Source organism: Trichormus sp. NMC-1, from assembly GCF_001858025.1.
In the GTDB taxonomy this organism is placed as follows: Bacteria; Cyanobacteriota; Cyanobacteriia; order Cyanobacteriales; family Nostocaceae; genus Anabaena.
Window position 1 is genome coordinate 1,454,623 of sequence record NZ_LZQD01000001.1, and the last position, 24,878, is coordinate 1,479,500.

The following is a 24,878-nucleotide window of genomic DNA, read 5'->3' on the forward strand; positions in this document are numbered from 1 at the left end:
AAACCGCTGTAAAATCATGAAATCCATTGATTTATCTGTGTTTATCTGCAATTATCATCGATCAATTATTGTTTATTTATTATTCAATGTAGCTTCATCTTCAGAAATATATAACTTAAAGTTTTGGTTGTGAAAGTTCACTCATTTGATTTTCAGCGCAGGTTTGGTTGAGTTTATTGATACCAATCCACCGAAAAATTACATCACCAAATTTTGGAAACAGTTGTATATTAGAAAATAAAAGTTTTGTTAAAATTCCATCTAGCATGACTTCTGGTTGATTGTGCTGAATGGCTTTTATGACGGCAATTGCTACTTCTGTAGGTTCAGAAACACGCGCTAAAAGAGGTGCAGATAGTCCAAAAGCATGAAACATTCCTGCATTGGTATATCCTGGACAGACAACTGATATCCCTATATTACTATCAGCTAATTCTTGCCTGACTGCATCAGTCCACATAATTAAACCAGCTTTACTAGCTGAATAAATGCTGTTATAAGGCGCTCCTTTTTTACCAGAACCGGAGGCAATATTCACAATATGACCACTATTTTGAGCTATCATTTTCGGCAATATTAGCCGAGTTAATTCCATGCCTGTAATCAGATTAGTCGTTAATATAGACTGAATATCTTCTAAGGTATAATTCTGGAAAGATCGATATTTTTCTATGGCAGCATTATTAATTAAAATATCAATTGTGTCTGTGATTTCATTAATCTGCTCTAATAAAATAGCTAGTTCTGTAACTTTGCTAATATCAAAACAAAAGCTAATACATTTATTACCTGTTTTCTCTATTTCCGCACATAGTTGTTCAAGCTTTTCTGGTGAACGAGATACTGCTAATACAGTTGCTTTTTCTTGGGCTAAAGCACGAGCAATATATACTCCTATTCCTCCTGTAGCTCCAGTTAAAAGCACTGTTTTACCTGCAATAGATTTCATAATTAACTGTAATTAATAGCTATGGTTTTATGGGGCTTTAATTCTTGTTTTCTCTCCTCTTTGGAGAAGGTTAGGAAGAGGTTGTTGCAGTTGCTGGTTATCTCAATATATAAGTTTAATCAAGTCATTCTACTTGTATTGAATTGAAGCAATACTTAATTCACTTAATTTGATAAAGTCGTGATTGATGCATTTCAAAGCTTAGGTTTCAATTTAGCTTATTGGTAAATATGATTTTAGTAAATTTGATACTTTTTGGAAAAATATCCAATCTAGATAAAAGCTGATATAACAAAATATCCGACTGCTTAAATAATATCAAGTCCGGCTAATTGCTTATCAAAAAAATCGACCCGTCTCCGTGCGGTTCCCTCATGATAAGTATTCAACCGGACAAGATAGAAGTTGGGTATCTGATACTTTTGAGTTTTTAGTAATTAAAAGTTGGTTTTTGATAAGGTATCAATTTTCTGAGTAAAGTATGTTTCTTCATGTTTAAGTTGTTGTGCTATTTCTAGTCCCTTTTGAAAAGCTGTTAATGCTTTTGAATACTCTTGGCGTTCTGAATACAATTGTCCAATTTGATCATAAGCTTGCATCAATCCATAAAAGTTAGTAGCTAGTTTTTCTGTCTCCAGAAGAATCTGGCTGACTTGTAAAGCTTCATCTATTTGTTTTTGTGAACGATAAAGCGTGATTAGTTTTTGCAAAGCTTCACTAGCATTAACATACTGCTGTAATTGCCAAGCAATTGTATAAGCTTCCTGATAGTTATTAAAAGCTTCTTGCCGTAAATTTGGATTTTCCCGTGAGAGATATTCGTAATTTGAAGCGATCGCTATCTTTAAACCTGGAACTTGGGTAAGATTATTGTCATTAGTGTAAATATCTACTAACTTACTCAGGATATTTATCCCTGGTTGATGCTGTTTAGTCTTTTCGTAAATGTAAGCTAGTTTTTGCAAATATGCTACTTCATTCAGCCTATCATTCTTGTTAGCAGATAAGTTTAACAATTCTTGGTATGTAGTTGCGGCTGGGGAATAATCAAACCAACTCAGATGGATTTCCCCAATTGTATTTAAGGTTTGTAGTTCCGCAATTGTATCATTTTGCTGTCGCACTAATGTTAAAATTTGCTGGTAGACTCCTATAGCCAAATTGGGAACACGAATTTTTTGATATGCATCACCTAGCGATCGCCATAATTCTAAATCATTGCTTTTCTGGGTGAGCATTTGCTTTTCAATTCCTTGCAAACGCTGAGTAATATATTTTACCTGGTCTCCCTCGTTTTCATTCCACGCGATCGCACCGACTCGTGATAATGCTTCTACCTCAGCTAATGAACCTAAAAAACGCCGCAAACGTAGTTCTCGGTTCCAAATCTCAAACGCCTTTTCCTTATCCCCTTCTTGCAGCGTCACCACAGCTTGTTGATTTAACTCATCTAGGGAAATCTCCAACTTTTGCTTTTCTTCCAGAGTTAAGGGTTGTTTATCCAGCCCACCTCGGATCAGCGGATCAGGTGTGGTAATCTCTAATGGACTAGGAGGAAATTTATCCAGTTGCTCTGGCTTTCTACTCTCTGCCACCGCTAAAGGACTACATAGATGCCAGAACATAACAGTAGTAACTATAAAACTTAAACGTTGTCGCATAACCAATTCACCTGTCTTTATGAACATTCTCTGGAAAATAGGACATTACCAATTCTTTTGACGCATACCTGATTGATAATTATCCCCATCCCCCAGTACACTTTTTCATGCTATAGGAATCCGGTTTGATTCCTGTTCGCGGTAGCGTGCCGTAGGCATATTTACTCGTAGAGGCAGGGAACTCTTAACAGGGAACTCTTAACAGAAAAGAAGGAATATCAGGTGTACTGAGTTTGTAAGCGCAAAGCGCAGGCTGCGCCAACAAAAATCAAATATTATTCCTATATGATTATTCATGCTCCTAGAAAAAGTACTATAGTAACAATTAGCAATTAAAATTTTGTCAAAGTTAAAATTACGGTAACATACTTCCGTAAACATCTATTAACTAGGTATTTGCTGCTTATCAATTTAATTTATTCATTGCTCTCTCTACCAAGCAAAATAGTGAAACGGCAAAGTTGATTTTCACTATATCACTCAGTCAATATTGGTTTCATAGGGTTTGTCAGCATGAGTAAAATAATTCCTGCCATCACAGTTAAAAATTTCAGTTTTTATTACGACACCAAAAAAATTATTGAAAACGTGTCGATGGATATTCCCCAAAATAAAATTACCGCAATCATCGGACCCAGCGGTTGTGGCAAATCTACTTTTTTGAAATCTCTAAATCGCATGAGTGAATTAGAAGGAGAAGTGCGCGTTGACGGAAAAGTAGAATTCTTTGGACAAAATATTTATGCCCGTCGTGTCAACTTAACTCGGCTACGTCGTCAAATTAGTACAATTTATGCCAAACCAAATCTTTTTCCCATGAGCATTTATGATAATGTTGCCTATGGAATAAAATTGATAGGATGGCATCCAAAAGCAGAATTAGATGAGATTGTTGAATTAGCACTAAAATCCGCCAATCTCTGGGAAGAAGTAAAAAATAAACTGTATAAATCTGCTTTAGAAATATCTTATGGACAACAACAGAGATTGTGTATTGCCCGTGCTTTAGCAGTCAAACCTCAAGTTCTGATGATGGATGAACTTTGTGCTGGACTTGATCCCAAGTCTACGATGCAAATCGAAGAATTAATTGAGTGTTTGCGTTCTGAATTGACAATTGTTTTTATCTCTCACAATATCCAGCAAGTTTCTCGATTATCAGATTTTACAGCTTTATTTCACTACAACGAAAATGGCATTGGCGAACTGCTAGAATGCGCCCCTACTAAGAAACTTCTGCCCCACACCATTGATTACCGCATTCGTGATTATGCCTCAGGGCGTATGCGTTGATATTATCCTACCCAAAGCTACTGTTGTACCATCTTCCAGATAAGTAAAAGTCCTGACAAAACCGCTTTCAATTTGTCCAAAGAGTATGTGTCTGATTTGGCAATAGAGATCACCGTGTAAAATGCTGACGAGAAGCTGACGAGAATTTTTGGTAGCTGACTGGCTAAGACCCGTGTACAATAACATTATCTTCTATCTTACTGCTTGTCGATCTACTAACCGTAGTATACATAATATCAGCTTCTAAATTCCTGCACCATCTAGAAACTCGGCAAGCTGGGAAAGTTTCTCTCCCAGACGCTGCGCCAACAGTGGAGATTGAGCCTGATGGATTTTATGGACTTATTCACCACCAGAAAAAAACAGTGGTAAAACAAATGCTGCCATAATTCCCCCCAATACAATCACTTCGATCATTTTCAATAATGAATTACTCGCTCTAAACTGATTAATTTCTCCCTGAAAATTATTGGGAAAATTACTCAACCAACCACGCAAATGACTATACCAGTTAACAGGACTATCTTCTGGGCGGAATTTCCATGACAATATCGATAATAATAATGGCACACCACCAACTTTAGCCGACATCAAAACATGAACTGCTACACAACAAATCATAATCATCCAAGCTATGAGGTGAGCATAATACCAAATATGATCAAGTTCTCCTGTAGGTAGCCATTCTTCCTTCATCATTCTGCCAGATATTACCGCTAAAACAGCAGCAATTAACATTTCAGTATTTACTAAACGTTGCAGACTTATCCACCAAATTGGTGTACCAAATTGAGTTAGTTTTTGGATAGAGTCTGGTTGTATTAAGCGTCTTTTTCCAGCATGAAAGCTATAAAAAGCAAAAAACGGCAGTAAAATTAAGAAAAATAGCCCTAATGTCCCGTGAATATCCTGTATGGGATTGATTTTGGGAATTGGGATTTGGCCAAATCTTTTATCAAAAGTATTGTAAACAAGGAATCCGCTAATAATTGCGCCAATTGCTAAAATCCCGCTGACACCATGCAGGATTCGCAATATCAAGGGTTGATAGGGTGCTGAACGATTCATAAGCTAATTGGTGAGTTTTCTAATAGGCTCATTTTGACATAGATATTATCTACTACATCAGATCCCCAGTGATATTCTCGCCGGCTGGATGGTTGCATTAGCTTGGTCGATTGGGGTAAGTATAAGTATAAATGCCTTGGCAATTCCATTTATATTTAGTTGTCTTACCATCACTGCGGAATAACAAATTCAACATTCAAACAGCAAATTACATCAGTTTTTAAGTGATTTTTAATAGTTTCTTAACTTCAGCCAAGGTTAAGGTCAAAATTAACAAAGCTTCTGAGATGAGTGCTTCTTAGTTAATTTGCAATTGTTGCTTTATTTCCGCCGCACTTTACTAGTTAATGTAGAGAAAAATTAAGTTTTTTTTACTAATAATATTTAGCCTGCACAAGTCGGGCAAGTAATGAATAATTATCTTAGTTATTTATTTTCCAAAATTAAAGCTGCTACTTCATCTGTAAATTAGACAAGAATTCCTGGGTCTTATAAAGATAAGTTGTAAAAAAAAGAGGGATATAATTTGAACATACTTGAATTTTCTCTATTAGTGTGGCTTGGATCATTTAGTGCTGGTTTAGTCGGAGCCTTAACTGGTTTAGGCGGCGGAGTTGTTATAGTTCCGTTATTAACTTCCGTCTTTGGAGTTGATATACGTTACGCTGTCGGTGCTTCATTAGTATCTGTTATTGCTACATCCTTGGGTGCAGCATCTACGTATATCAGAAAAGGCTACACCAACCTGCGCTTAGGAATGTTTTTAGAAGTAGCTACAACAATTGGCGCGATAGTCGGCGCTTTAATTGCCACTTTTATTACAGTAAAAATGCTGACGATTGTGTTGGCAGTCGTGCTAATTTATTCAGCCTATTTATCGCAACGACCTAGACCAGAACATTTTGAAAGTGAGGCAGTAGAACCATTAGCAGAATATCTCCACCTTAATGGTACTTATCCAACCCCGGATGGACTCATGCCTTACCAGGTACATTCTTTACCTGCTGGGTTTAGCATCATGTTAGTAGCTGGAGTGCTTTCTGGTTTATTGGGGATTGGTTCAGGGGGATTTAAAGTATTAGCCATGGATCAAGCCATGCGTCTACCTTTTAAAGTTTCCACCACTACTAGTAATTTTATGATTGGCGTTACAGCCGCAGCATCTGCGGGGGTTTACTTAACAAGAGGTTACATAGATCCTGGTTTGTCTATGCCAGTCATGTTGGGGGTGCTACCTGGTGCTTTTTTGGGAGCCAGAATTTTAATCGGCGCTAAAACACAAGTTTTAAGAATTATCTTCAGTTTTGTACTGCTGGTAATGGCTTTGAAGATGGTCTACAACAGTCTAATAGGGGGACTGTAATTATGTATAAAATTAATTCTGGTTTTCGGTGGACGACGACAGCAGAGACAGAACGAGAAATTTTTGCCCTAGCTTTAGCTCCAGAAGATATAGATTCTGATCTTCAACAGTTAGAAGAACATCGCCTCAATAATGTGGGGCAGTTCAATCATAACTGTGAGATGGACAGTAATAAAAAACTTACAAAAACCCAAAGTGAACAAGAATTAGAATATTTATTGAGTAATTTGCTGAAATATGGTGTTCTAATTGCTAGTGCTGTGGTTTTATTTGGGGGTATATTATATTTGCTTCATCACGGTTATGAACCTGCTGAATATCAGTTTTTTCGAGGTACACCATCTGAGTTTCACTCCCCAGGAGGTATAGTTACTGCGGTTTTATCAGGTAGTCGGCGGGGAATTATTCAATTGGGACTTTTACTATTAATCGCTACCCCAATTTTGCGCGTGATTGTTTCTTTATTGAGTTTTCTAATCAGGCGAGAATTTATCTATGTCATTATCACCTCTATAGTTTTGGCTAGTCTAACTTATAGTCTAGTAGGGGCTTATTATTAATAAGTAGATCAACTTAATTAAACATAAAACCCATATTCCGCACTTCATTGATCGCAGTTTTTGAAGGTGATACTTTACAGGATATGTGGGATCAAAGACAGATGGTGCAACAGATTCAACCGATGTACCATATCTCGCTGCCTGGTTTGAGTCGATGGCGTATATTTGGACGTTATCGACTCAAGTCGTTGGACAAAATTATCTCATACTCAGCACCAGAGGCTTTGCTAATTGCCCACGTTTGCAGCATATTGCTATCAAATTAAAAACGAACGAGCTAGGAAAAAACTAGCAATAGATTTAGCATCTACAGGTTCTCCGTCACGAATGGCTGTTTCTAGTTCTTCGGGAGTTAACAAAACTGTTTCAATATCTTCGTCTTCGTCTTGTTGTGGAGGTATCTCCAGCTTTTGCAAATCTCGCGCCAAAAAAGCAAAGATAATCTCATCGGAATAACCAGGAGCCAGAAAAAACTCTCCTAACTTATCCCACTTATGAGCGCGGTAGCCTGTTTCTTCCTCAATTTCCCTTTGTATAGTTTCTAAGGGATCTTCATTCGGTTCCAGAGTTCCTGCGGGAAATTCTAACAACCTGCCTTGTATGGCAAAACGATACTGGCGGACAAGCACCAGTTTACCCTCTGGGGTGACGGGAATAGCAAGAGCGCCACCTGGATGACGAATACACTCCCACTCGCCTTCGGATTTATTAGGTAAACGCAAGCGATTGACTTCAAAATTAAACTTGCGTCCTTTGTGGAACAAGCGTTGTTTTAGCAGTTGTGGTAATTCTCTACCTAGTGGCATAGTAAAATTATATGGTCTGCGAATACACAGAATATATACTGTAGCTTTTTTGTGTAATCAGTATTTTTCTGTTTTTAAAGATGGTGATTCTTATTGCTCTTCACTAAATGTACATCACAAGTGTCTACGTCTTGGAGAAGATCCTGAATTACCCGTTGGGAAACTGGTTCTATCCAATCAGGGGCAATTTCAGCCAGTGGGACTAAGACAAAAGCTCGTTCGTACATCCGGGGATGAGGAATCTGGAGATTTGGCTGATTTACGATTAAGTCATCGTATAACAATAAATCTAAATCTAAGGTACGCGCTCCCCAGCGTTCTTGACGCACGCGCCCAAACTTGTCTTCAATAGCTAACAAAGTCTCTAACAACGCTTGGGGGACTAGTTGTACTTTTAATCTGGCGCAGCCATTCAAGTAATCAGGTTGAGGTGGACCGATGGCTTTAGTTTTATACCAACTAGATTTGGCTTCCAGGATAATACCTGGGGTTTGGGCTAAAGTCGCTAGGGATGCTTCTAAAATTTCTTGGGTATCACCCATGTTACTGCCCAGAGCAATGGCTACGCTGGCAGTAGGACTAGCACTTTCCTTAGAGAAGCTAGACGATTGCGTCGATGTTTTATATAGAGTTGCGCTCTCTATGTCGCCAGAAATCGGCGTTTGTTTATTGGTTGCAGGTGTTGCCAATGGTCTTGATATTCCCCAAAATTATTTAATAATTGGAAAAAACTACTTGAACTAACAGGCTGTGAAAAAACCAGAAGTCAGTAGTGAATTAAGTTGATTATTTATGGGATATTATACTAGCACTAAGGTTTGAGGTTAACGCCAAATCAGGTCATGATATTTATGTGGCAACGACTTTGAGCAACAGTCAACAAATACAAGTAACTGTGACGGGGAGAAACTGCTATTGCCGCTTGGGAATCATCACAAAAAAGAGGAGTCCAGACATGACATACCACAGACCATGTTGGTGAAGGCAAAGCAGTTACTGAGCCAGATGACGAACATATCATCTGGGATAGTTGCCAGGATTGGTAAGAGCGATAAACCCTTTTATCGTCAGATTTGGTTTTGGACAGGTTTGGGTTTAGGTGGCGGAATTATTGCTTTTAGTTACGGTATAGGGACTATAGATCGCTCTTTACCAGATAAAGCTGAACTAAACGCGGCAGTGCGAGAGCAGACACTGACTATTAAAGCTGCGGATGGTACTGTTCTCCAACAGCAAGGAGAAGCGGCGAAGGAACAGCTAAAGCTAGAACAAATACCAGATAACTTAAAGAAAGCTTTTATCGCTTCAGAAGACCGAAGATTTGCACAGCACAACGGGGTAGATACTCAAGGTATTATCAGAGCAGTTGTCAATAATTTGCGATCGCAAAATGTGGTGGAAGGTGGTAGTACTATCACTCAACAGGTAGCAAGAATTCTCTTCCTCACCCAAGAACGGACTCTCTGGCGCAAACTCAAGGAAGTCCGTTTAGCTCAAAAAATGGAGCAAGAATTAACCAAAGACCAGATTTTAGAACGTTACCTAAATCTGGTTTATTTGGGTTCTGGAGCCTACGGTGTCGGAGATGCGGCCTGGGTATATTTTAGTAAATCGGTAGATCAACTCACTTTGTCAGAAATGGCAACCATCGCCGGACTAGCACCTGCTCCCAACATCTACGCCCCAGATAAGAATCCCAAAACGGCAATAGAACGCCGAAATTTGGTTTTGCAGCGGATGCAGGAAGATAGCGTAATTACACCAGAACAAAGACAAGCAGCAATTCAAGAACAACTGACTGTTAACAGTAGTTTACCCAAACGGTTGCAAGTCGATTTCCCTTACTTTACTAGCTACGTTCAGCAGGAAATGCCCAAATATGTTTCTGCCGATGTATTAGCAGGAGGAGGGTTAGTAGTAGAAACAACCTTAAACCCAAATTGGCAAAAAGCAGCCGAAGAGGCAGTAGCCAAAACCTTAAAAAATCAAGGTAGATGGGAGAATTTTAAAGAAGCAGCTTTAGTAGCCATCGATCCCCGTAATGGTGAAATCCAAGCAATGGTGGGGGGTAAAGACTTTACTAAAAACCAGTTTAATCGAGTGACTCAAGCACAACGGCAACCAGGCTCGACATTTAAGGGTTTTGTCTATGCTACTGCGATCGCTACAGGTAAGAGTCCCTATGACGGCTACGTAGATAAACCGTTGGTAGTAGATGGTTATGAGCCAAAAAACTACAGCGAAAAATTCTATGGCTCAATGAACATCAGAGATGCCCTGACTCGCTCTATCAACACAATTGCCGTCAGGGTTTTAATCGATATAGGATTTGAGCCAACGATTAAACTTGCCCATGATATGGGAATTAAATCAGAACTTAAGCCAACTTATTCTTTGGCTCTCGGTTCAAATGAAGTAAATCTCCTGGAATTAACTAGTGCTTACGGTTCTTTTGCCAACCAAGGATTACATACAGAAGTTCATGGTATTCGCCGGATACTAAACCGTCAAGGTCAGGTAATTTGGTCTGCTGATTTCCCATCTAAACAGGTCTTGGATGCTGAAAGTAGCGCCATTATGACCTGGATGCTACGCAATGTAGTCTCACAGGGAACTGGTGCCGCAGCCCAATTAAATGATAGACAAGTTGCTGGAAAAACAGGTACTTCCGATGAATCCCGTGATTTATGGTTTATTGGTTATATTCCTCAAGTCGTAGCTGGGGTTTGGCTTGGTAACGATGATAACCGCCCTACCTATGGGAGCAGTAGCAGCGCCGCTTATACCTGGCATGAATTTATGGAAAAAGCGGTGGCGGGTATGGCTGTAGAGAAGTTTCCTGCACGCCCTAAATTGGAAAATCGCAAAGGGACAATTAAAGCCCAGCCGATCAAACCGAAAAAAATTGTCAATTTCTCTGTTTCTAATAACGATGAAAAATTAGATGAGGATAATAGCAGCAATTCTAATTCATCAAGCAGACGCAGACGCAGAAGACGAGATACTCAAGTAGAAGATCAAGAATCGAACTATACCCCAAGACGCAGAAGACGTTACCAACAACAACAAGATACCACTCCTAGAAGAAGACGACGCGATCGCTCTGAAGAATCAAGCAATAATTCTGCTTCAAAATCATCTCCTCGTTCACGTCGGCGCAACAGAAGCGGAAATAATGGTGCTGCTAATTCTTCACCTCCTGTAAATAATGGTTCTTCTTCGTCTGTGCCTTCCTGGCGGGAGAGACTTAAACCAGGTGCTTCATCTTCTGAGTGACCTTTTTTTAATTGGAGCGTTCGCGCAGCGTCTCGTAGAGAAGCGACTTGACATATGAGTTGTGGATTTTATCTCTTGTAGGGTGCGTCAGATGGCAAAATTTTGTTAATTGTGGGCAAATTATCGGCTCTGACTCACCCCACGAATATGCCGGAAATAACTAATTTCGTGCATCAGTTCAGACAAACATTTCTGCAAAATATTCAATCCACTGCCGAAAGAAATATATTATTACGAGAATGACTGAGGTTCTCCCAGCATCACAATCGAACATTTCAAATTGTTAATCACCTGGGTTGTCACTTCACTAACCGCTAAACCCCCAGCGGTGCGATAGCGGACAGAACGCAAAACTACTAAATCAAATGCTTGAGCTTGCTCAATAATCACTTTGGCAATATCATCACCCTCAATTGTTTGGATATTTGTATTTACTTGTAACTTGCTTTGATTAGCAATATCCGACAATTGAGATGTAAAATGTGTGACTTGATGAGCAGGTGTGCGGCGTTGGCTTGGCCCGCCGTAGGCATCGCTTACGTGCAGAAGCACAACTTCTGCTTGATTAGCATCAGCTACAATTTGGGCAAACCTCACCGTACCGATTGTTACCCTCGTTAAGTCACCAACAGGGACAAGAATGCGCTTAATTTCTGTAGGACTTTTTAACAGGCGTGTGACTGCGACCGGACAGTGAGAAGACCAGAGGACTTTATCAATGAGACTACCAAATAAACGGGCGCGTAAATTCCTAATATTTCCCCAACCCATCACCACTAAACTAGCATTTTGTTCCCGACTGGCGTGACTAATTCCCAAAGCCACATCATCATCAATCCGAATTTTAGGTGATGCTTTTACGTCAAATTCTTGACTGATTTCTAAAGCCAACCTCAATCTTTCCTGACTTTTTTCTAGTGCCGTTACTAATGTAGGATCATCCATATTCACATGGGCTTTAGTAATAGCTAATGGCATAATCTGTCCAGATTCATGCCGGGCCAGCAGTGCTGCCATTTCCAGTAAATAGCGTTGCGTCAGCGGGTTATAAATGGGAACTACAACAATAAATGGTGGGTAATCTTGCTGCAAACGGTCGTCTGCTTCCTCTGGTGGCTCTATCTGTTTCTGAGATTCCCACCACACCGATAGACTGTCTGTTTTCCAATCCGTGGCCGGAACTATTTGTAAAGACCTCGCAACCCTAGCTGTAATTATTGGACCGATAATCGCAGTAACCAACATCAGGACAATAACACTGTTTAAGACACCCTCACTAATTAGTCTTTCACCAGCAGGATTTACGGATTGATAGGCAACTAATGTTGCTGCTAGTGTGGCTGCTACCTGCGGTAGAGATAATGACCACATTGTCAGCATCTCTGAATTGTTATAGCGATAAAATATTTTGGCTAGAAATGCCGCAACAAATTTACTGCCAATCAGCGCCACTACAATTGTTGCAGTCAGACCAATTGAACTAAGAGTTTTGATAAATGCAGGTATATCAATTAATAATCCCATGTCTACAAAGAAACAAGGGATAAAAAGAACACTACCAACAAACTCTACTTTTTCTTTAACGGGACTATTTCCCAAAACGCCGTTGACTGCTAAACCTGCGAGGAACGCACCGACAATTTTTTCTACTCCAATTACCTGCGCTCCTACAGATGCCAAAAATAATGCCAGCAAGATAAACAAAAATTGATTACTTTCCTCCTCCCCAGTGCGGCGGAAGAACTCTTTCCCGACCTTATTAAACCCAAATAATATTACAACTGAATAAATGGCTAGTCCACCCAATAAAGTGAATAATTTAAAAGCTGTGAAATCTCCTCCATGAATACCCACACAAATTGCCAGAACTAACAAAGCACCTGTATCAGTGAAAATCGTCGCCCCGATTGTTACAGTTACTGCTTCATTGCCTATGACTCCTAAACGACTGATAATTGGATATGCCAAGAGTGTATGGGAAGCAAGTAAAGAACCAATTAGAACAGAAGAATTCCAGCTAAAATTGAATAAACGTCCAGTAAGAATCCCAGCAATTAAAGGTACTAAAAATGTCAGAGTACCAAATCCCATTGAGCGATTTTTGGTTTGGCGAAACTGTTCAATATCAATCTCTAAACCCGCTACAAACATCAAATAAACTTTACCAATATCTGAAAGCAGTTTTATAGTTTCAGAGTCAGATTTGAGGAGATGGAGTCCATTTTGACCCAGTAATACACCTGCTAGTAGTAAACCCACCAATCCAGGTAATTTTAATCTCTCAAATAGCGGCGGAACAATAAAAATAGCTGTGAGGAGAATTGTAAAAGAAATGATTGGTTCGTTGAGAAAATTTACTGGCATTTTTAATAAAAAAGTGGTGATATGAGGTAAATTTTGCAAAAGCAAACACAGCATATAGCTTGCTATCTTCCTAACTTCTCTATCTCCAGGTGTAATTGTTTTCTGTCGAAGATCATATCCTAACAGCACGAGTAAGTTAATAAGTTAATAAGGCTATGTTTTGCGCTTCTCTAGCCGATACACTGGCAAGTTTTCATAGGCGATTAAATCGTTAGATTTCACAAGGTGACGCGCTATTCTCTTAGCGTGTTCGATACACTGCCTAGTTATTCTTAAGTGCTTTCTGGAAAATCTAGCCTTTTTCTTTCTTATAGATTAGACGTTGAGCGTGTTTTACAGAGGATTCGCTTTTTCTCAAAACTTTGGATTTGGTTCTGGATGACCATTTGAGTCAGTGTAACAACTTTCAATTTCCACGTCTAAACCAACTTCATTTTTCTTATAATCTCTTATTATTAACTATTTTTCGCATCACAGCGTCGGCTATAAGGATAACTTCTTATTAAGGACAAGCTAAAACGCAAACTGGACATTTTTTATCTCTGCTTAATATCTTTTTTATGCCTCAGAGATCAAGTATTTCAAACTAGAGGGGGATGTAAGTGATAAGCTCGTTTTATACTTTGTTAAGAAGTGGTACCTCAAAGTAGGAGAATATACTCGTGCATTTATTACTTCAATCAGCAGCGCCTGCGGCCGCAAGCCCACATTTCCCCTTGGCTTTTACTTTGGTGTATGTAGTTGGTTTTATTGCTGCTGTCACCATTGGCTCAATTGCTTGGTACAACTCAAAACGTCCCGCAGGTTGGGAAAGCAAAGATCGTCCTGACTTTGTACCCAAGATTGATAAAGAGTAAGGTTTAGTAATTGGGAATCGAGGATGGGAAATTCGATTTTGGATTGCTGATTTTGGATTGTATTTAAGGGACTCCAATCTAAAATCTAAAATCTAAAATTTTCTTCCCCATTCCCCATTACTTAATTTTGAACATCAACCCAACGACGGTAAAGCTTTTGAATTTGCTTAAGCAAAGCAATATGAGCCGATTGGCTTGACTCATTAGACTTGCTTAACTCCTCTAAAGTTGTTAGCAGTCTGGCTTCTTCAATTCCTACTTCACCGTCACTATAAATTAAGCCACTGATGGCTTCAATTAAATTTTCGCAATCTTCCAAACTAGGGCGATCGCCTAGATACTCTTTGACCCATTTATAACACTCTTTTGGCTGTACCGGAACTAATTCATACAGCCACGGTTTAATTTCAGGATCATTAGCCAAGCCTTTAGCCTGGGCTATTTCCCGTAAATATTGCCTTTCTTCGGGCTGGATTCTGCCATCAATCCAAGCGGCTCCAATCAGGATTTTAACTAAGTTTTTTACATGAGAATGAGTAACCATTGCTGCCTCCTCTGGTAGATTGCGGCTTCAATCAAATCGTACAATCGTTAGCAGTAATCACTCGGAATTATTGGTTTTTCTTAAGCGCACCATGAAAAAGCCATCCATATTCTGTTGATGAGGCCAGACTTTCAAACAGCCTGAAGGCGTACTATAGGCAGAGTATGGTGATTCCTGCCTAGGAGGCTCAATTTGCCAATCAGGAGAATCAGCTAAAAACCTGGAAATTACTTCTTCATTCTCGGCTGGATGCAATGTACAAGTTGCATAAACCAGCAATCCACCTAATTTGACAAAATTAGATGTATGTGATAAGAGACTAAACTGGAGTTGAGAGAGTTCCCTGACAGATTCTGGTGTCTGTCGCCAACGCGCATCAGCATGACGGTGCATAGTTCCCAAACCAGAGCAGGGGGCATCTAGTAATAGACGGTCAGCAGTTTGGTAAAATTGCGGTAAATTACGGCTGTCACCAGTGCAGATTTCAATAGATTGTAAATTCAGACGTTGAGCATTTTCTTTGAGTTTACGTAACCGAGAAGCGGTTTTGTCACAAGCCCAAACCTTACCCCTATCTCCCATTAACTCAGCAATATGAGTTGTTTTACCCCCTGGTGCGGCACAAACATCAATCACCACATCACCAGGTTTTGGGTCAAGCAAATGACCAACTAATTGAGCGCTGCTATCTTGGACAGTCCACCAACCTTCACGGAAACCAGGTAAATTTTGAATTGCGCCGGCATTACCAATTAATCTTAAAGCTTGAGGTAAATGGGAAATGCGACTTACCAAAACACCAACAGAATTAAATGCTGATTCTACTTCCTCTAAGGAACTGCGAAGAATATTTACCCGCAAATCAATAGTTGGCGTTTGATTCATCCATTCACAGAGTTTTTCTGTTTCCTCAAAACCCAATTGTTCTAACCACACCTCAATTATCCAGTCAGGAAAACTATATAAAATACCCAACCGTTGCACCGGATTTTCTGTTAATTTCAAAGGGTCTGGTGATGTTTCTGCAAGACGTAAATACTGACGTAACAACCCATTGACAAAACCTGTAAGTCCAGAAAAAGCATTTTCTTTTGCTAGTTCAACTGTAGTATTCACAGCCGCAGAAACGGGTATTCTTTGTTGATAACGTAGTTGATAAAAACCCAGATGTAAGATAGTACGGAGGTCTGGTGGTTGCTGCTGGGCTTTTTTGGTAGCAATTTGGTCAATGATAGTATCTAGGGTGCGTTGTCTTCTCACACTGCCATAGACTAATTCTGTCATCAGGCGACGGTCATGATCAGGTAACTTAAACTTTTGTAGCACTCGGTCTAAAGCAACATCAGCATAAGCTCCTTTGTGTACTTCTTTAAGAGCAATAAAAGCTAATTGACGGGGATTTGTCATGGGAAATTTAAAAGCGGAATTGTGTGAAAATTTAGAATAAGTATTTATTTAGGGGTTAATTAATACCATTTCTATAGCATTCCTGGCGGTTGTGAATACCTTATAGGTTGGCTTATTATGTGGTAATTAACATAAAACACTCACTGATAAATCTTAAACCGCGTTGTCACCAAATATCCAATATCTAATATCTAATATCTCATATCTCATATCTCATATAGCTGCACAACAGCTTACATCATAGTCCCCTCATCGCTTGCTCTTAGGGGGTTGGGGGTGGGGTTCTTGTATCTCACTCAACCGAGAACCGCTATATCTAAGTAGGTAAACAGAATTAAATGTAAGATAAAATTTTTATCGTAGTGAGCGATTTATCGCTCTCTTGCTAGGTTTGATAGGGCTAAAGCCTTACTACTAACTTTTCTTTTATTCAGTCTTACTACTTAATATGTGTTCAGGATTTATTTAAGTAAGTCAGCACAATAAAAGCGAACTCTGTCAAGAAAGGGAAACAAGACTAACTCACATTTTGCACCAATAAATTTTGATGTAATTTAAGAACTCAATATTAAGATAAAACTCTTAATTTAGGCAGGGTTAGCGCATCTCAAATCCTATTGACAAGGGAATCTAGTTGATATGTGGGAGGATGATCAAGTGGCACAACTCAAGGTAAGTTAATAGATAACCCATCTAGCTGCTGTATCTAAGTAATGTCAACAGGATTTAAGAAGAAGTGCAAAACCAGAAAATCTGTTACACCCAGTGTAGACAGTAAAGAGATTACAAGTAACTTTTTTACTACATTATTATCTGCACTAGCTGTAGATGGGAAAATAGTTATAGTGCTTACTAAAATTAGTAGTGTAGCTAGGCTCACTGATACTAGTCTCTTAGTATTTTGGAGTATTTGCTGCATCTAAATTCCTTCATGTATCAAAAATTGACAGTCTCTATTTAAGACACATTCAGTCTAAGCGATATTATCCTCTACCGGTAATGTTGTAATTACTTAATTATTTCTTAATAAATTTAAATTTTCTGTAATTTCCAGGCAAAAATCTAAGTAGCGATTATAAAGACTTTGCGAGAAAAAAACCTCTTATTCAACTCAAACCGTCAACTTCACAACCCCTAACGGTAAGGTAATAAAAGCCATATTTAGTAAAAATAAACAAAATAGATGACATCCATAGAATCCCACAAAAAAGCCAAAGCCCTCAAACCCGGAAGCGTGCGCCCCGCCAAAGAACTTTGTAGCGAATGCGGAATACTGATGAAGGTATATATATTCTACAGTAATAACCATTTAAAAATAGAGCTTATAGTAGCAAAATCCCTAAATTTTCACTGGTTAATCAATTATGTGTCTTTAATTGCTGCTGAAACTTTTGATATGCCTCATTAATTGCTTGCATGGCAGTTTTAGCACTTACAGAACTGTTAATATCAGGATGATATAATCTGGCTAATCTCAGATAGGCAAGTTTTACGTCTTGAGGATGAGTTTTGGGTTCTACGCCTAAAATTTCCCACCATTCCCCTGTTAAGGATAAATTATCACTGCTTTGAACTTGTCGCCAAATTTTGATAGTTCCACCTTTTCCGCCACTAATCAACATTTTACCATCAGCGCTAAAAGCTAGGGGACTAAACCCAGAAAGAGTTTCTAATAATTCCCCAGTTTCGATATTCCAAAGATTGATAATTCCATCTTGACTACTACTAGCAATAATTTTACCATCTGGGTGAATGGCAATAGCAGAAATAGCCGTTGAGTGTCCTTTGAGAGTGTGACGTAATTCCCCAGTCTGGAGTTTCCATAATTTAATTTTATTATCTGAACTTCCACTAATCAGAGTTTGATTATCGGGAGTAATTGCTAGTGTGTTTACTGTTGCTAAATGCTGATTAATAATATAACAGTTTTCCCCAGTTTGTAAATTCCAAATTCTGATAGTTTTATCAACACTACCACTAACAAGAGTTGTAGAATCAGGACTAATAGCAACAGCTAAAACTGCATCCGTATGTCCATTTAAAGTGCGTTTAATTGTTCCCCTGTAGCTTTCCCAAATTCTGATAGTTTTATCCGTACTAGCACTAACAACAATATTACCATTCTATGAATGATCAATACATGGTTTCTGTGTTAGCAGCATCCATAGCAAACTATTCTCCTCTACTGTAATTCCCCTGTCAACAGGATTTGAGACGCGCTAACCCTGTTAATTTAGGCATCAAAGCTCATAAAAATAATACTTAAATTTTGTTATTTATCCTCCTATAATTCAAGATTAATTAGGGGTTGAGCATTGCGCTTTCCCCCTAATATTGGTAATGTTCAAGATGTCAGTTAAGGCATATAAGGATCTATACTGTTGAGTTCAAACTCACAGGCTCTAGAAACTACTTCTAGGGGTAATTTATCAAAACTGACTAAGGGTAAAGAAGAAGGATTACTTGTCAATTCCTGCGCTAATAAAAAACCGGCAATTGTCCAAGTCTGATATTTTCTGGCTTGTTTACCAATTAGTCTCCCCTTTTTGCCATCATAATATTCTGGCCATTCATCTTCACTTAGTCTGGCTTTAGCAATTTCAATAGCTTTTTCTGCTAAATGTGGTTTTTTGGTTTTTACCGCTGCTGCTGCTAACATCCACATTAAAACAGGCCAACTTCCGGCATTATGATATGACCAAGGTATGTTTTTTGGATCACATCCTGTTACTACTCTATATTCTTCACCTTGTAAAGCCGGGTAACAGATTTTCATAGGCATATCTGCTACTAAATCTTCCCATCTTTTTTCGATGAGATTCATAATTGCTTGAGATTGTTCTTCAGTAGCCAAATCGGAAATAATCGCCATTAAATTTCCGAGAGTGAAGAACCGAGTATCCATCTGTGATGGTCCAACATTTCCAGCAAAATAACCACCTTTTTTGGGTAGCCATTTATCTAATTCGTAGTAAGGTAGGGAATCTGCATAAATATTAAAAAGATTGACGGCCGCTTTACCATATTCTTCACCTTTAAAGCGATAAATTGCATTCAGACGATTAATATCTATCCAATAATGCTGACGAATATGACCACACAATAGAGGTAATCGATTATCAATGGCTTCAATTATATCTTGATTGCCTTTACAAATTAGAAGTTCCCTGGCTGCACGTAAAGCCGCAAAAAATAGAACTTGAATTTCTAGAGGATGTCCATAAATGCCCATGCGTCTATCTATCATACACGCGCCATCAGGAACTAATAGCGTTGGGTACATATCAAAACGATTAGCCAAACAGATATCCATAATTAACCTAATTCCGGTTTGGAATTCAGGTTGATAAGCAAGGGAAGAATCGTTAGTAGCGACTACATAAGCACGCAATAAAATTAGCCACCATAAACAAGAATCAACAGGTGTGACTCTTGCAATAGCGTGTTCACCAAAATCAGCTTCTAAAAATTCTTCCCCGTTGGCAGAAACTACTTTGAAACTAGCTGGAATTAATCCTCTACCAGGTTTATAGGCATCTAATGCCTTTTCTTTAGGCTGTAACTTTAATGTTTCTTCTAGGAAATTTTTGACAATATCTGTTCTGCCTTTAATCAAAAAAATTAAAGCGGAAGAAACAAAATCACGGACGAAGCATTGGTCATAATTTAGTGCTTCTACGGATGAATCATAAGCCGCTACAGTACCTACGGGAAGACCTTTATAGTAGAGAATTGAATTCTCTAATGCTTGCCATGCTTCATTCTCTATATTTTTACTTGTGTCTAATTTGTTTAGTTGCATTACCAGACTAACTCCATTTACATAGTAGATTTGTTGGGAGTAGATGCACCTTTAATTATTCTTTATGCCATTTTCATCATAACTTTGAAATAGCAAATATCAATGCAGTCAAAATCCTAAAATTCAAGCGATATAAAGCCATGACTGCGTAATCTTCAGCAGCTTTTTCAATGACTTAAAATACACACCCTTGTATGTATAATATCCTAGGTATAGTATATATGCTTAATCAGGAATTGGCTATGGAGATGAAAAAATATATTATTCCCCTACAAACTAACAATTTATAACGTTTTTTACGAATATGCAATATAAACGGTTAAACAAATTGGGGGATTAATACTGATGAAGGTATATATATTCTACAGTAATAACCATTTAAAAATAGAGCTTATAGTAGCAAAATCCCTAAATTTTCACTGGTTAATCAATTATGTGTCTTTAATTGCTGCTGAAACTTTTGATATGCCTCATTAATTGCTTGCATGGCAGTTTTAGCACTTACAGAACTGTTAATATCAGGATGATATAATCTGGCTAATCTCAGATAGGCAAGTTTTACGTCTTGAGGATGAGTTTTGGGTTCTACGCCTAAAATTTCCCACCATTCCCCTGTTAAGGATAAATTATCACTGCTTTGAACTTGTCGCCAAATTTTGATAGTTCCACCTTTTCCGCCACTAATCAACATTTTACCATCAGCGCTAAAAGCTAGGGGACTAAACCCAGAAAGAGTTTCTAATAATTCCCCAGTTTCGATATTCCAAAGATTGATAATTCCATCTTGACTACTACTAGCAATAATTTTACCATCTGGGTGAATAGCAATAGCAGAAATAGCCGTTGAGTGTCCTTTGAGAGTGTGACGTAATTCCCCAGTCTGGAGTTTCCATAATTTAATTTTATTATCTGAACTTCCACTAATCAGAGTTTGATTATCGGGAGTAATTGCTAGTGTGTTTACTGTTGCTAAATGCTGATTAATAATATAACAGTTTTCCCCAGTTTGTAAATTCCAAATTCTGATAGTTTTATCAACACTACCACTAACAAGAGTTGTAGAATCAGGACTAATAGCAACAGCTAAAACTGCATCCGTATGTCCATTTAAAGTGCGTTTAATTGTTCCCCTGTAGCTTTCCCAAATTCTGATAGTTTTATCCGTACTAGCACTAACAACAATATTACCATTAGGACTGTAAACAAGTGCATTGACAAACCCATTATGACTATAGGGAGAACTTAAATAAGAGAATGTGCGGTTATATTTTTTTGTTTCTAATTCCCAACTACTAATTTTCCGATCTACACTACCACTAATTATCTGTTTTCCGTCGGGACTAACAGCGACAGATAAAACAGCTTCAGCTTGTCCAGAAAAAGTATAAAGGCATTTTCCTGTTTGCAAATTCCATAAATTAACTTGTCTGTCATTGCTACCACTAACTAACGTTTTGTTATCAGGATGAATAGCTACAGCATTAACTGTGGCTGTGTGTCCCTTCAGAGTTTTTACACATTGCCAAATTCCTGTTATTTGAGGTATTATGTTTAATATTTTTGGTTCAAACTTTGGAGGCTCAATATTTATTTTATCCTTTAATTCTTTTAACTCCTCCGCAACTTCTAAAGCTGTGAATTTGGCATTAAGATCATCACCAGATAACTCTAGTAATGCTTCAAAATAATAATCATTTTGTAAAACTTTTGTTTCCATGCGTTCAAAAAGCTGCACAGGAGTTTCTTTAAATTCAGAATCATCTAATAATTTAGCCACACCATAAGCAGCAAGTCCTAAAACCGCACCAATTCCCGCCATTGGTACTGTACCAATACCAAAAGCTAAACCAATTTTAGGCGCAACAAATCCTATTCCACCAACAACACTGGAAACGCCAACACCACCAACAGCACCTATTCCCATTGCACCATAAGCTGCTGTATCTCCTTCCGTGATTCCTTGAAAAGCGCCATAAGCAGCAGCACCAATAACAGCACCCGCAGCGGTTACAGAAGCAGCACCTATTCCCACACCACCAAAGCTTCCAGCTATTCCAATTCCGCCGATTGTGGAGGAGATACCCGCACCTGTTAATGTTCCGGTGGTGATGAATGCTGCACCTGTTTGGGATGTTGGTTTCATGGGATTTTTCGGTTAATGAACCAAATATTGATTTTGTTTCGCGCAATCTCTCTTAGAGATCCCGCAGGGTAGATACAAAGAAGCAAAGAGGCAAAGGAAGAAAGAGATGTATTTAGACAATAATCCGTGCATGGAGAATATTATTATGTTACTATTATAAATAGAGTATTTGAGGATTTTTATGTAAAATTATTTTTTAGTGAAAAATTACTAACTCTCAAGTTTTAATTTGAAAATGGAGGTCAAGTAAAATATTATGAGTAAAACATTAACAATTCAGTTATCAGATGAGCTAGAAGAAAAGTTATTAATTCAATCTAAAAAGCTCAATTTATCTTTAGAGGAATTAATTTTACAATCACTAGCTAAATCAATAAAATTGATAGATAGCTATGAAGATGATCCTATTTTACCTTTATTGGGTACATTAAGATTTGAAAATTCTGATGTTGGGGAGAATCATGATCATTATCTCACGGAAAATTTACAACAGGAGTTAAAAATTGATATAGCAGCTTGGGATTTACTGAAAACAAGGGAGGATAAAACTTGGTCGTTGGTAGATAGTACATCTTTTATAGTTATGAAAAAGTTTGATATTCAAGAAGCATTAACTACAGATCATCATTTTGAACAAGCTGGTTATATTCGGTTATTGAAATAATATAAATTTGAATGAAAATTGATATTTATTTATTCTGTTTTAACAGACTTTTGCTATGAGACTGAGAATTAATTCTCAGGCGGTTTTGTGGGATAATGGAAGATGTATATTAAAAGCAAAATACCCTCGATAAATTAACCGAAGGTTTATTAATTTAATTCGCGTTTTCCAAAATTGTACGAACTACAGCAAATAAGAAAGTGCTAATTTGCATTTTGACTTTGATTATCGCTGAAATGATGCCACAACTGATATGCACCATATCCACCTGCCGCTGCTACTGCTACAGGAACTAAAACTGGTGATGAGACAGCAGTTCCAGCAGCCACCCCTAACCCAGCTAAAGCCGTTGTTATTTCCCCAATAGTAGCAGCCCCGGTTGCAGCTAAAGTTGCTAAAGTTGCTGTATCTCCAGTAGCCATAAGTGTTACTGCGCTACCAGAAACTACACCAGCTGCAAATGGAACGATATTACCGCAGTCTGAGGTACATTCGATTTTTACTACATTATTATCTGCACTAGCTGTAGATGGGAAAATAGTTATAGTGCTTACTAAAATTAGTAGTGTAGCTAGGCTCACTGATACTAGTCTCTTAGTATTTTGGAGTATTTGCTGCATCTAAATTCCTTCATGTATCAAAAATTGACAGTCTCTATTTAAGACACATTCAGTCTAAGCGATATTATCCTCTACCGGTAATGTTGTAATTACTTAATTATTTCTTAATAAATTTAAATTTTCTGTAATTTCCAGGCAAAAATCTAAGTAGCGATTATAAAGACTTTGCGAGAAAAAAACCTCTTATTCAACTCAAACCGTCAACTTCACAACCCCTAACGGTAAGGTAATAAAAGCCATATTTAGTAAAAATAAACAAAATAGATGACATCCATAGAATCCCACAAAAAAGCCAAAGCCCTCAAACCCGGAAGCGTGCGCCCCGCCAAAGAACTTTGTAGCGAATGCGGACTATGCGACACCTACTATATCCACTACGTCAAAGAAGCGTGCGCCTTCATTACCCAAAGAATAGACGAACTAGAAACCACTACCCATAACCGCCCCCGTAACCTCGAAGACGAAAACGAACTTTACTTTGGAGTTCATCAAGAAATGATTTCCGCCAGAAAACAAGAACCTATAGAAGGCGCACAATGGACAGGAATAGTTAGCAGTATAGCTATAGAAATGCTTAATCGCGGCTTAGTTGAAGGCGTAGTCTGCGTGCAAAACACCAAAGAAGACCGCTTTCAACCTATGCCCATTATCGCCCGCACACCCGAAGAAATACTAGCAGCAAAAGTAAATAAACCTACCCTATCCCCCAACCTATCCGTATTAGAACAGATAGAAAAATCAGGAATGAAACGGTTATTAGTCATCGGTGTAGGTTGTCAAATCCAAGCATTACGCGCCGTAGAGAAAAAACTCGGACTAGAAAAACTCTATGTACTCGGAACACCATGCGTAGATAACGTTACCCGCGCCGGACTGCAAAAATTCCTAGAAACCACCAGCAGATCCCCCGAAACAGTTGTCAGTTACGAATTTATGCAAGACTTCCGGGTACATTTTAAACACGAAGACGGTTCAGAAGAAACAGTACCCTTCTTTGGCTTAAAAACCAACGTCCTCAAAGACATCTTTGCCCCATCTTGTATGAGTTGCTTCGATTACGTCAACTCCCTAGCGGATATCGTCGTTGGGTATATGGGCGCACCCTACCAATGGCAATGGATAGTAGTTAGAAACGATACAGGCAAAGAAATGTTAGAACTCGTCAAAGACCAACTGCACACCCAGCCAGTTATGTCCCAAGGAAACCGCAAACCCGCCGTACAGCAAAGCATCCCAGCTTACGATCAAGCAGTTACCTTACCCATGTGGGCGGCGAAATTAATGGGAGTCGTGATAGATAAAATCGGACCCAAAGGACTGGAATACGCGAGATTTTCCATAGATTCCCACTTTGCGAGAAATTACTTATATGTGAAGCGGAATCATCCTGAGAAGTTAGCAGCGCACGTACCGGAGTTTGCAAAGCAGATAGTGGGACAGTATAAGTTACCGGAATAAAGTCTCACGCAAAGGCGCAAAGACGCAAAGGTAAGAAGCGTCT

Annotated in this window: 19 protein-coding genes and 2 pseudogenes; 7 read left to right on the plus strand and 14 right to left on the minus strand. The window is 38.5% G+C overall.

All coding sequences use genetic code 11. The features are described 5' to 3' along the window. Positions 1 to 115: 115 nt before the first annotated feature. Together A9Y75_RS06405 and A9Y75_RS06410 are read right to left on the minus strand one after the other, a co-directional pair. Entirely contained in the window at positions 116 to 949 is an 834-nt protein-coding gene (locus A9Y75_RS06405; protein WP_071188670.1) for an SDR family NAD(P)-dependent oxidoreductase, read from the minus strand. Positions 950 to 1,386: 437 nt separating this feature from the next. Then, positions 1,387 to 2,610 (minus strand): tetratricopeptide repeat protein, encoded by a 1,224-nt coding sequence (locus A9Y75_RS06410; protein ID WP_083389499.1) that lies wholly within the window; start codon positions 2,608 to 2,610, stop codon positions 1,387 to 1,389. Between the two features lie 513 nt (positions 2,611 to 3,123). Between A9Y75_RS06410 and A9Y75_RS06415 the strand changes: the two genes are divergently transcribed. Then, on the plus strand, positions 3,124 to 3,903 hold the full coding sequence (locus tag A9Y75_RS06415) for a phosphate ABC transporter ATP-binding protein (RefSeq protein WP_071188672.1): 780 nt from the start codon (positions 3,124 to 3,126) through the stop codon (positions 3,901 to 3,903). 342 nt (positions 3,904 to 4,245) lie between these two features. On the opposite strand, the gene A9Y75_RS06420 is transcribed toward A9Y75_RS06415, so the two are convergent. Further along, positions 4,246 to 4,971, minus strand: coding sequence for a cytochrome b/b6 domain-containing protein (locus A9Y75_RS06420; protein WP_071188673.1), 726 nt, complete (start codon positions 4,969 to 4,971; stop codon positions 4,246 to 4,248). Between the two features lie 526 nt (positions 4,972 to 5,497). Here A9Y75_RS06420 and A9Y75_RS06425 point away from each other — a divergent pair. Both A9Y75_RS06425 and A9Y75_RS06430 read left to right on the plus strand, forming a co-directional pair. Then, positions 5,498 to 6,334 (plus strand): sulfite exporter TauE/SafE family protein, encoded by an 837-nt coding sequence (locus tag A9Y75_RS06425; protein ID WP_071188674.1) that lies wholly within the window; start codon positions 5,498 to 5,500, stop codon positions 6,332 to 6,334. 2 nt (positions 6,335 to 6,336) lie between these two features. Continuing rightward, positions 6,337 to 6,894, plus strand: a complete 558-nt coding sequence (locus tag A9Y75_RS06430; RefSeq protein ID WP_071188675.1) for a DUF1634 domain-containing protein — start codon at positions 6,337 to 6,339, stop codon at positions 6,892 to 6,894. A gap of 257 nt (positions 6,895 to 7,151) precedes the next feature. Here A9Y75_RS06430 and A9Y75_RS06435 read toward each other — a convergent pair whose 3' ends face one another. After that, positions 7,152 to 7,700: an NUDIX hydrolase gene (locus tag A9Y75_RS06435; RefSeq protein WP_071188676.1), complete on the minus strand. Its 549-nt coding sequence runs from the start codon at positions 7,698 to 7,700 to the stop codon at positions 7,152 to 7,154. 74 nt (positions 7,701 to 7,774) lie between these two features. Continuing rightward, on the minus strand, positions 7,775 to 8,260 hold the full coding sequence (gene folK / locus A9Y75_RS06440) for a 2-amino-4-hydroxy-6-hydroxymethyldihydropteridine diphosphokinase (RefSeq protein WP_269086275.1): 486 nt from the start codon (positions 8,258 to 8,260) through the stop codon (positions 7,775 to 7,777). Positions 8,261 to 8,672: 412 nt separating this feature from the next. Between folK and A9Y75_RS06450 the strand changes: the two genes are divergently transcribed. Next, complete coding sequence (locus A9Y75_RS06450) at positions 8,673 to 10,976, plus strand: penicillin-binding protein 1A (RefSeq protein ID WP_071188679.1); 2,304 nt, start codon at positions 8,673 to 8,675, stop codon at positions 10,974 to 10,976. Between the two features lie 231 nt (positions 10,977 to 11,207). Here A9Y75_RS06450 and A9Y75_RS06455 read toward each other — a convergent pair whose 3' ends face one another. Together A9Y75_RS06455 and A9Y75_RS29400 are read right to left on the minus strand one after the other, a co-directional pair. After that, positions 11,208 to 13,340, minus strand: a complete 2,133-nt coding sequence (locus A9Y75_RS06455; protein WP_071188848.1) for a cation:proton antiporter — start codon at positions 13,338 to 13,340, stop codon at positions 11,208 to 11,210. 180 nt (positions 13,341 to 13,520) lie between these two features. After that, positions 13,521 to 13,775: pseudogene (locus tag A9Y75_RS29400) on the minus strand (RNA-guided endonuclease TnpB family protein); the annotation flags it as partial. Between the two features lie 227 nt (positions 13,776 to 14,002). On the opposite strand from A9Y75_RS29400, the gene A9Y75_RS06460 reads away from it, so the two are divergent. Continuing rightward, the gene (locus A9Y75_RS06460; protein WP_071188680.1) at positions 14,003 to 14,197 is read left to right on the plus strand and encodes a hypothetical protein; all 195 of its coding nucleotides are present in this window, start codon (positions 14,003 to 14,005) and stop codon (positions 14,195 to 14,197) included. 121 nt (positions 14,198 to 14,318) lie between these two features. Here the strand turns inward: A9Y75_RS06460 and A9Y75_RS06465 are convergent, their stop codons facing one another. The 6 genes and pseudogenes from A9Y75_RS06465 to A9Y75_RS06490 form a co-directional block, all read right to left on the minus strand. Beyond that, entirely contained in the window at positions 14,319 to 14,741 is a 423-nt protein-coding gene (locus tag A9Y75_RS06465; protein ID WP_071188681.1) for a TerB family tellurite resistance protein, read from the minus strand. A gap of 57 nt (positions 14,742 to 14,798) precedes the next feature. Then, positions 14,799 to 16,148, minus strand: coding sequence for a 16S rRNA (cytosine(967)-C(5))-methyltransferase (locus A9Y75_RS06470; RefSeq protein WP_071188682.1), 1,350 nt, complete (start codon positions 16,146 to 16,148; stop codon positions 14,799 to 14,801). 1,358 nt (positions 16,149 to 17,506) lie between these two features. Further along, positions 17,507 to 18,232, minus strand: a complete 726-nt coding sequence (locus tag A9Y75_RS30050) for a DnaJ domain-containing protein (RefSeq protein WP_343232371.1) — start codon at positions 18,230 to 18,232, stop codon at positions 17,507 to 17,509. Next, positions 18,221 to 18,271, minus strand: a pseudogene (locus A9Y75_RS30365) (hypothetical protein); the annotation flags it as partial. The gene A9Y75_RS30050 and the pseudogene A9Y75_RS30365, both read right to left, overlap by 12 nt. 233 nt (positions 18,272 to 18,504) lie before the next feature. Beyond that, positions 18,505 to 19,950: a glycoside hydrolase 100 family protein gene (locus tag A9Y75_RS06485; RefSeq protein ID WP_071188684.1), complete on the minus strand. Its 1,446-nt coding sequence runs from the start codon at positions 19,948 to 19,950 to the stop codon at positions 18,505 to 18,507. A 427-nt stretch (positions 19,951 to 20,377) separates the two neighbouring features. Next, complete coding sequence (locus A9Y75_RS06490; RefSeq protein WP_071188685.1) at positions 20,378 to 22,093, minus strand: DnaJ domain-containing protein; 1,716 nt, start codon at positions 22,091 to 22,093, stop codon at positions 20,378 to 20,380. Between the two features lie 256 nt (positions 22,094 to 22,349). Between A9Y75_RS06490 and A9Y75_RS29005 the strand changes: the two genes are divergently transcribed. Further along, complete coding sequence (locus A9Y75_RS29005; protein ID WP_201788386.1) at positions 22,350 to 22,757, plus strand: type II toxin-antitoxin system VapC family toxin; 408 nt, start codon at positions 22,350 to 22,352, stop codon at positions 22,755 to 22,757. 203 nt (positions 22,758 to 22,960) lie between these two features. Here the strand turns inward: A9Y75_RS29005 and A9Y75_RS06500 are convergent, their stop codons facing one another. Beyond that, positions 22,961 to 23,377: a hypothetical protein gene (locus A9Y75_RS06500; protein ID WP_071188686.1), complete on the minus strand. Its 417-nt coding sequence runs from the start codon at positions 23,375 to 23,377 to the stop codon at positions 22,961 to 22,963. A 264-nt stretch (positions 23,378 to 23,641) separates the two neighbouring features. Between A9Y75_RS06500 and A9Y75_RS06505 the strand changes: the two genes are divergently transcribed. After that, the gene (locus A9Y75_RS06505) at positions 23,642 to 24,835 is read left to right on the plus strand and encodes a Coenzyme F420 hydrogenase/dehydrogenase, beta subunit C-terminal domain (RefSeq protein WP_071188687.1); all 1,194 of its coding nucleotides are present in this window, start codon (positions 23,642 to 23,644) and stop codon (positions 24,833 to 24,835) included. Positions 24,836 to 24,878: the final 43 nt, after the last annotated feature.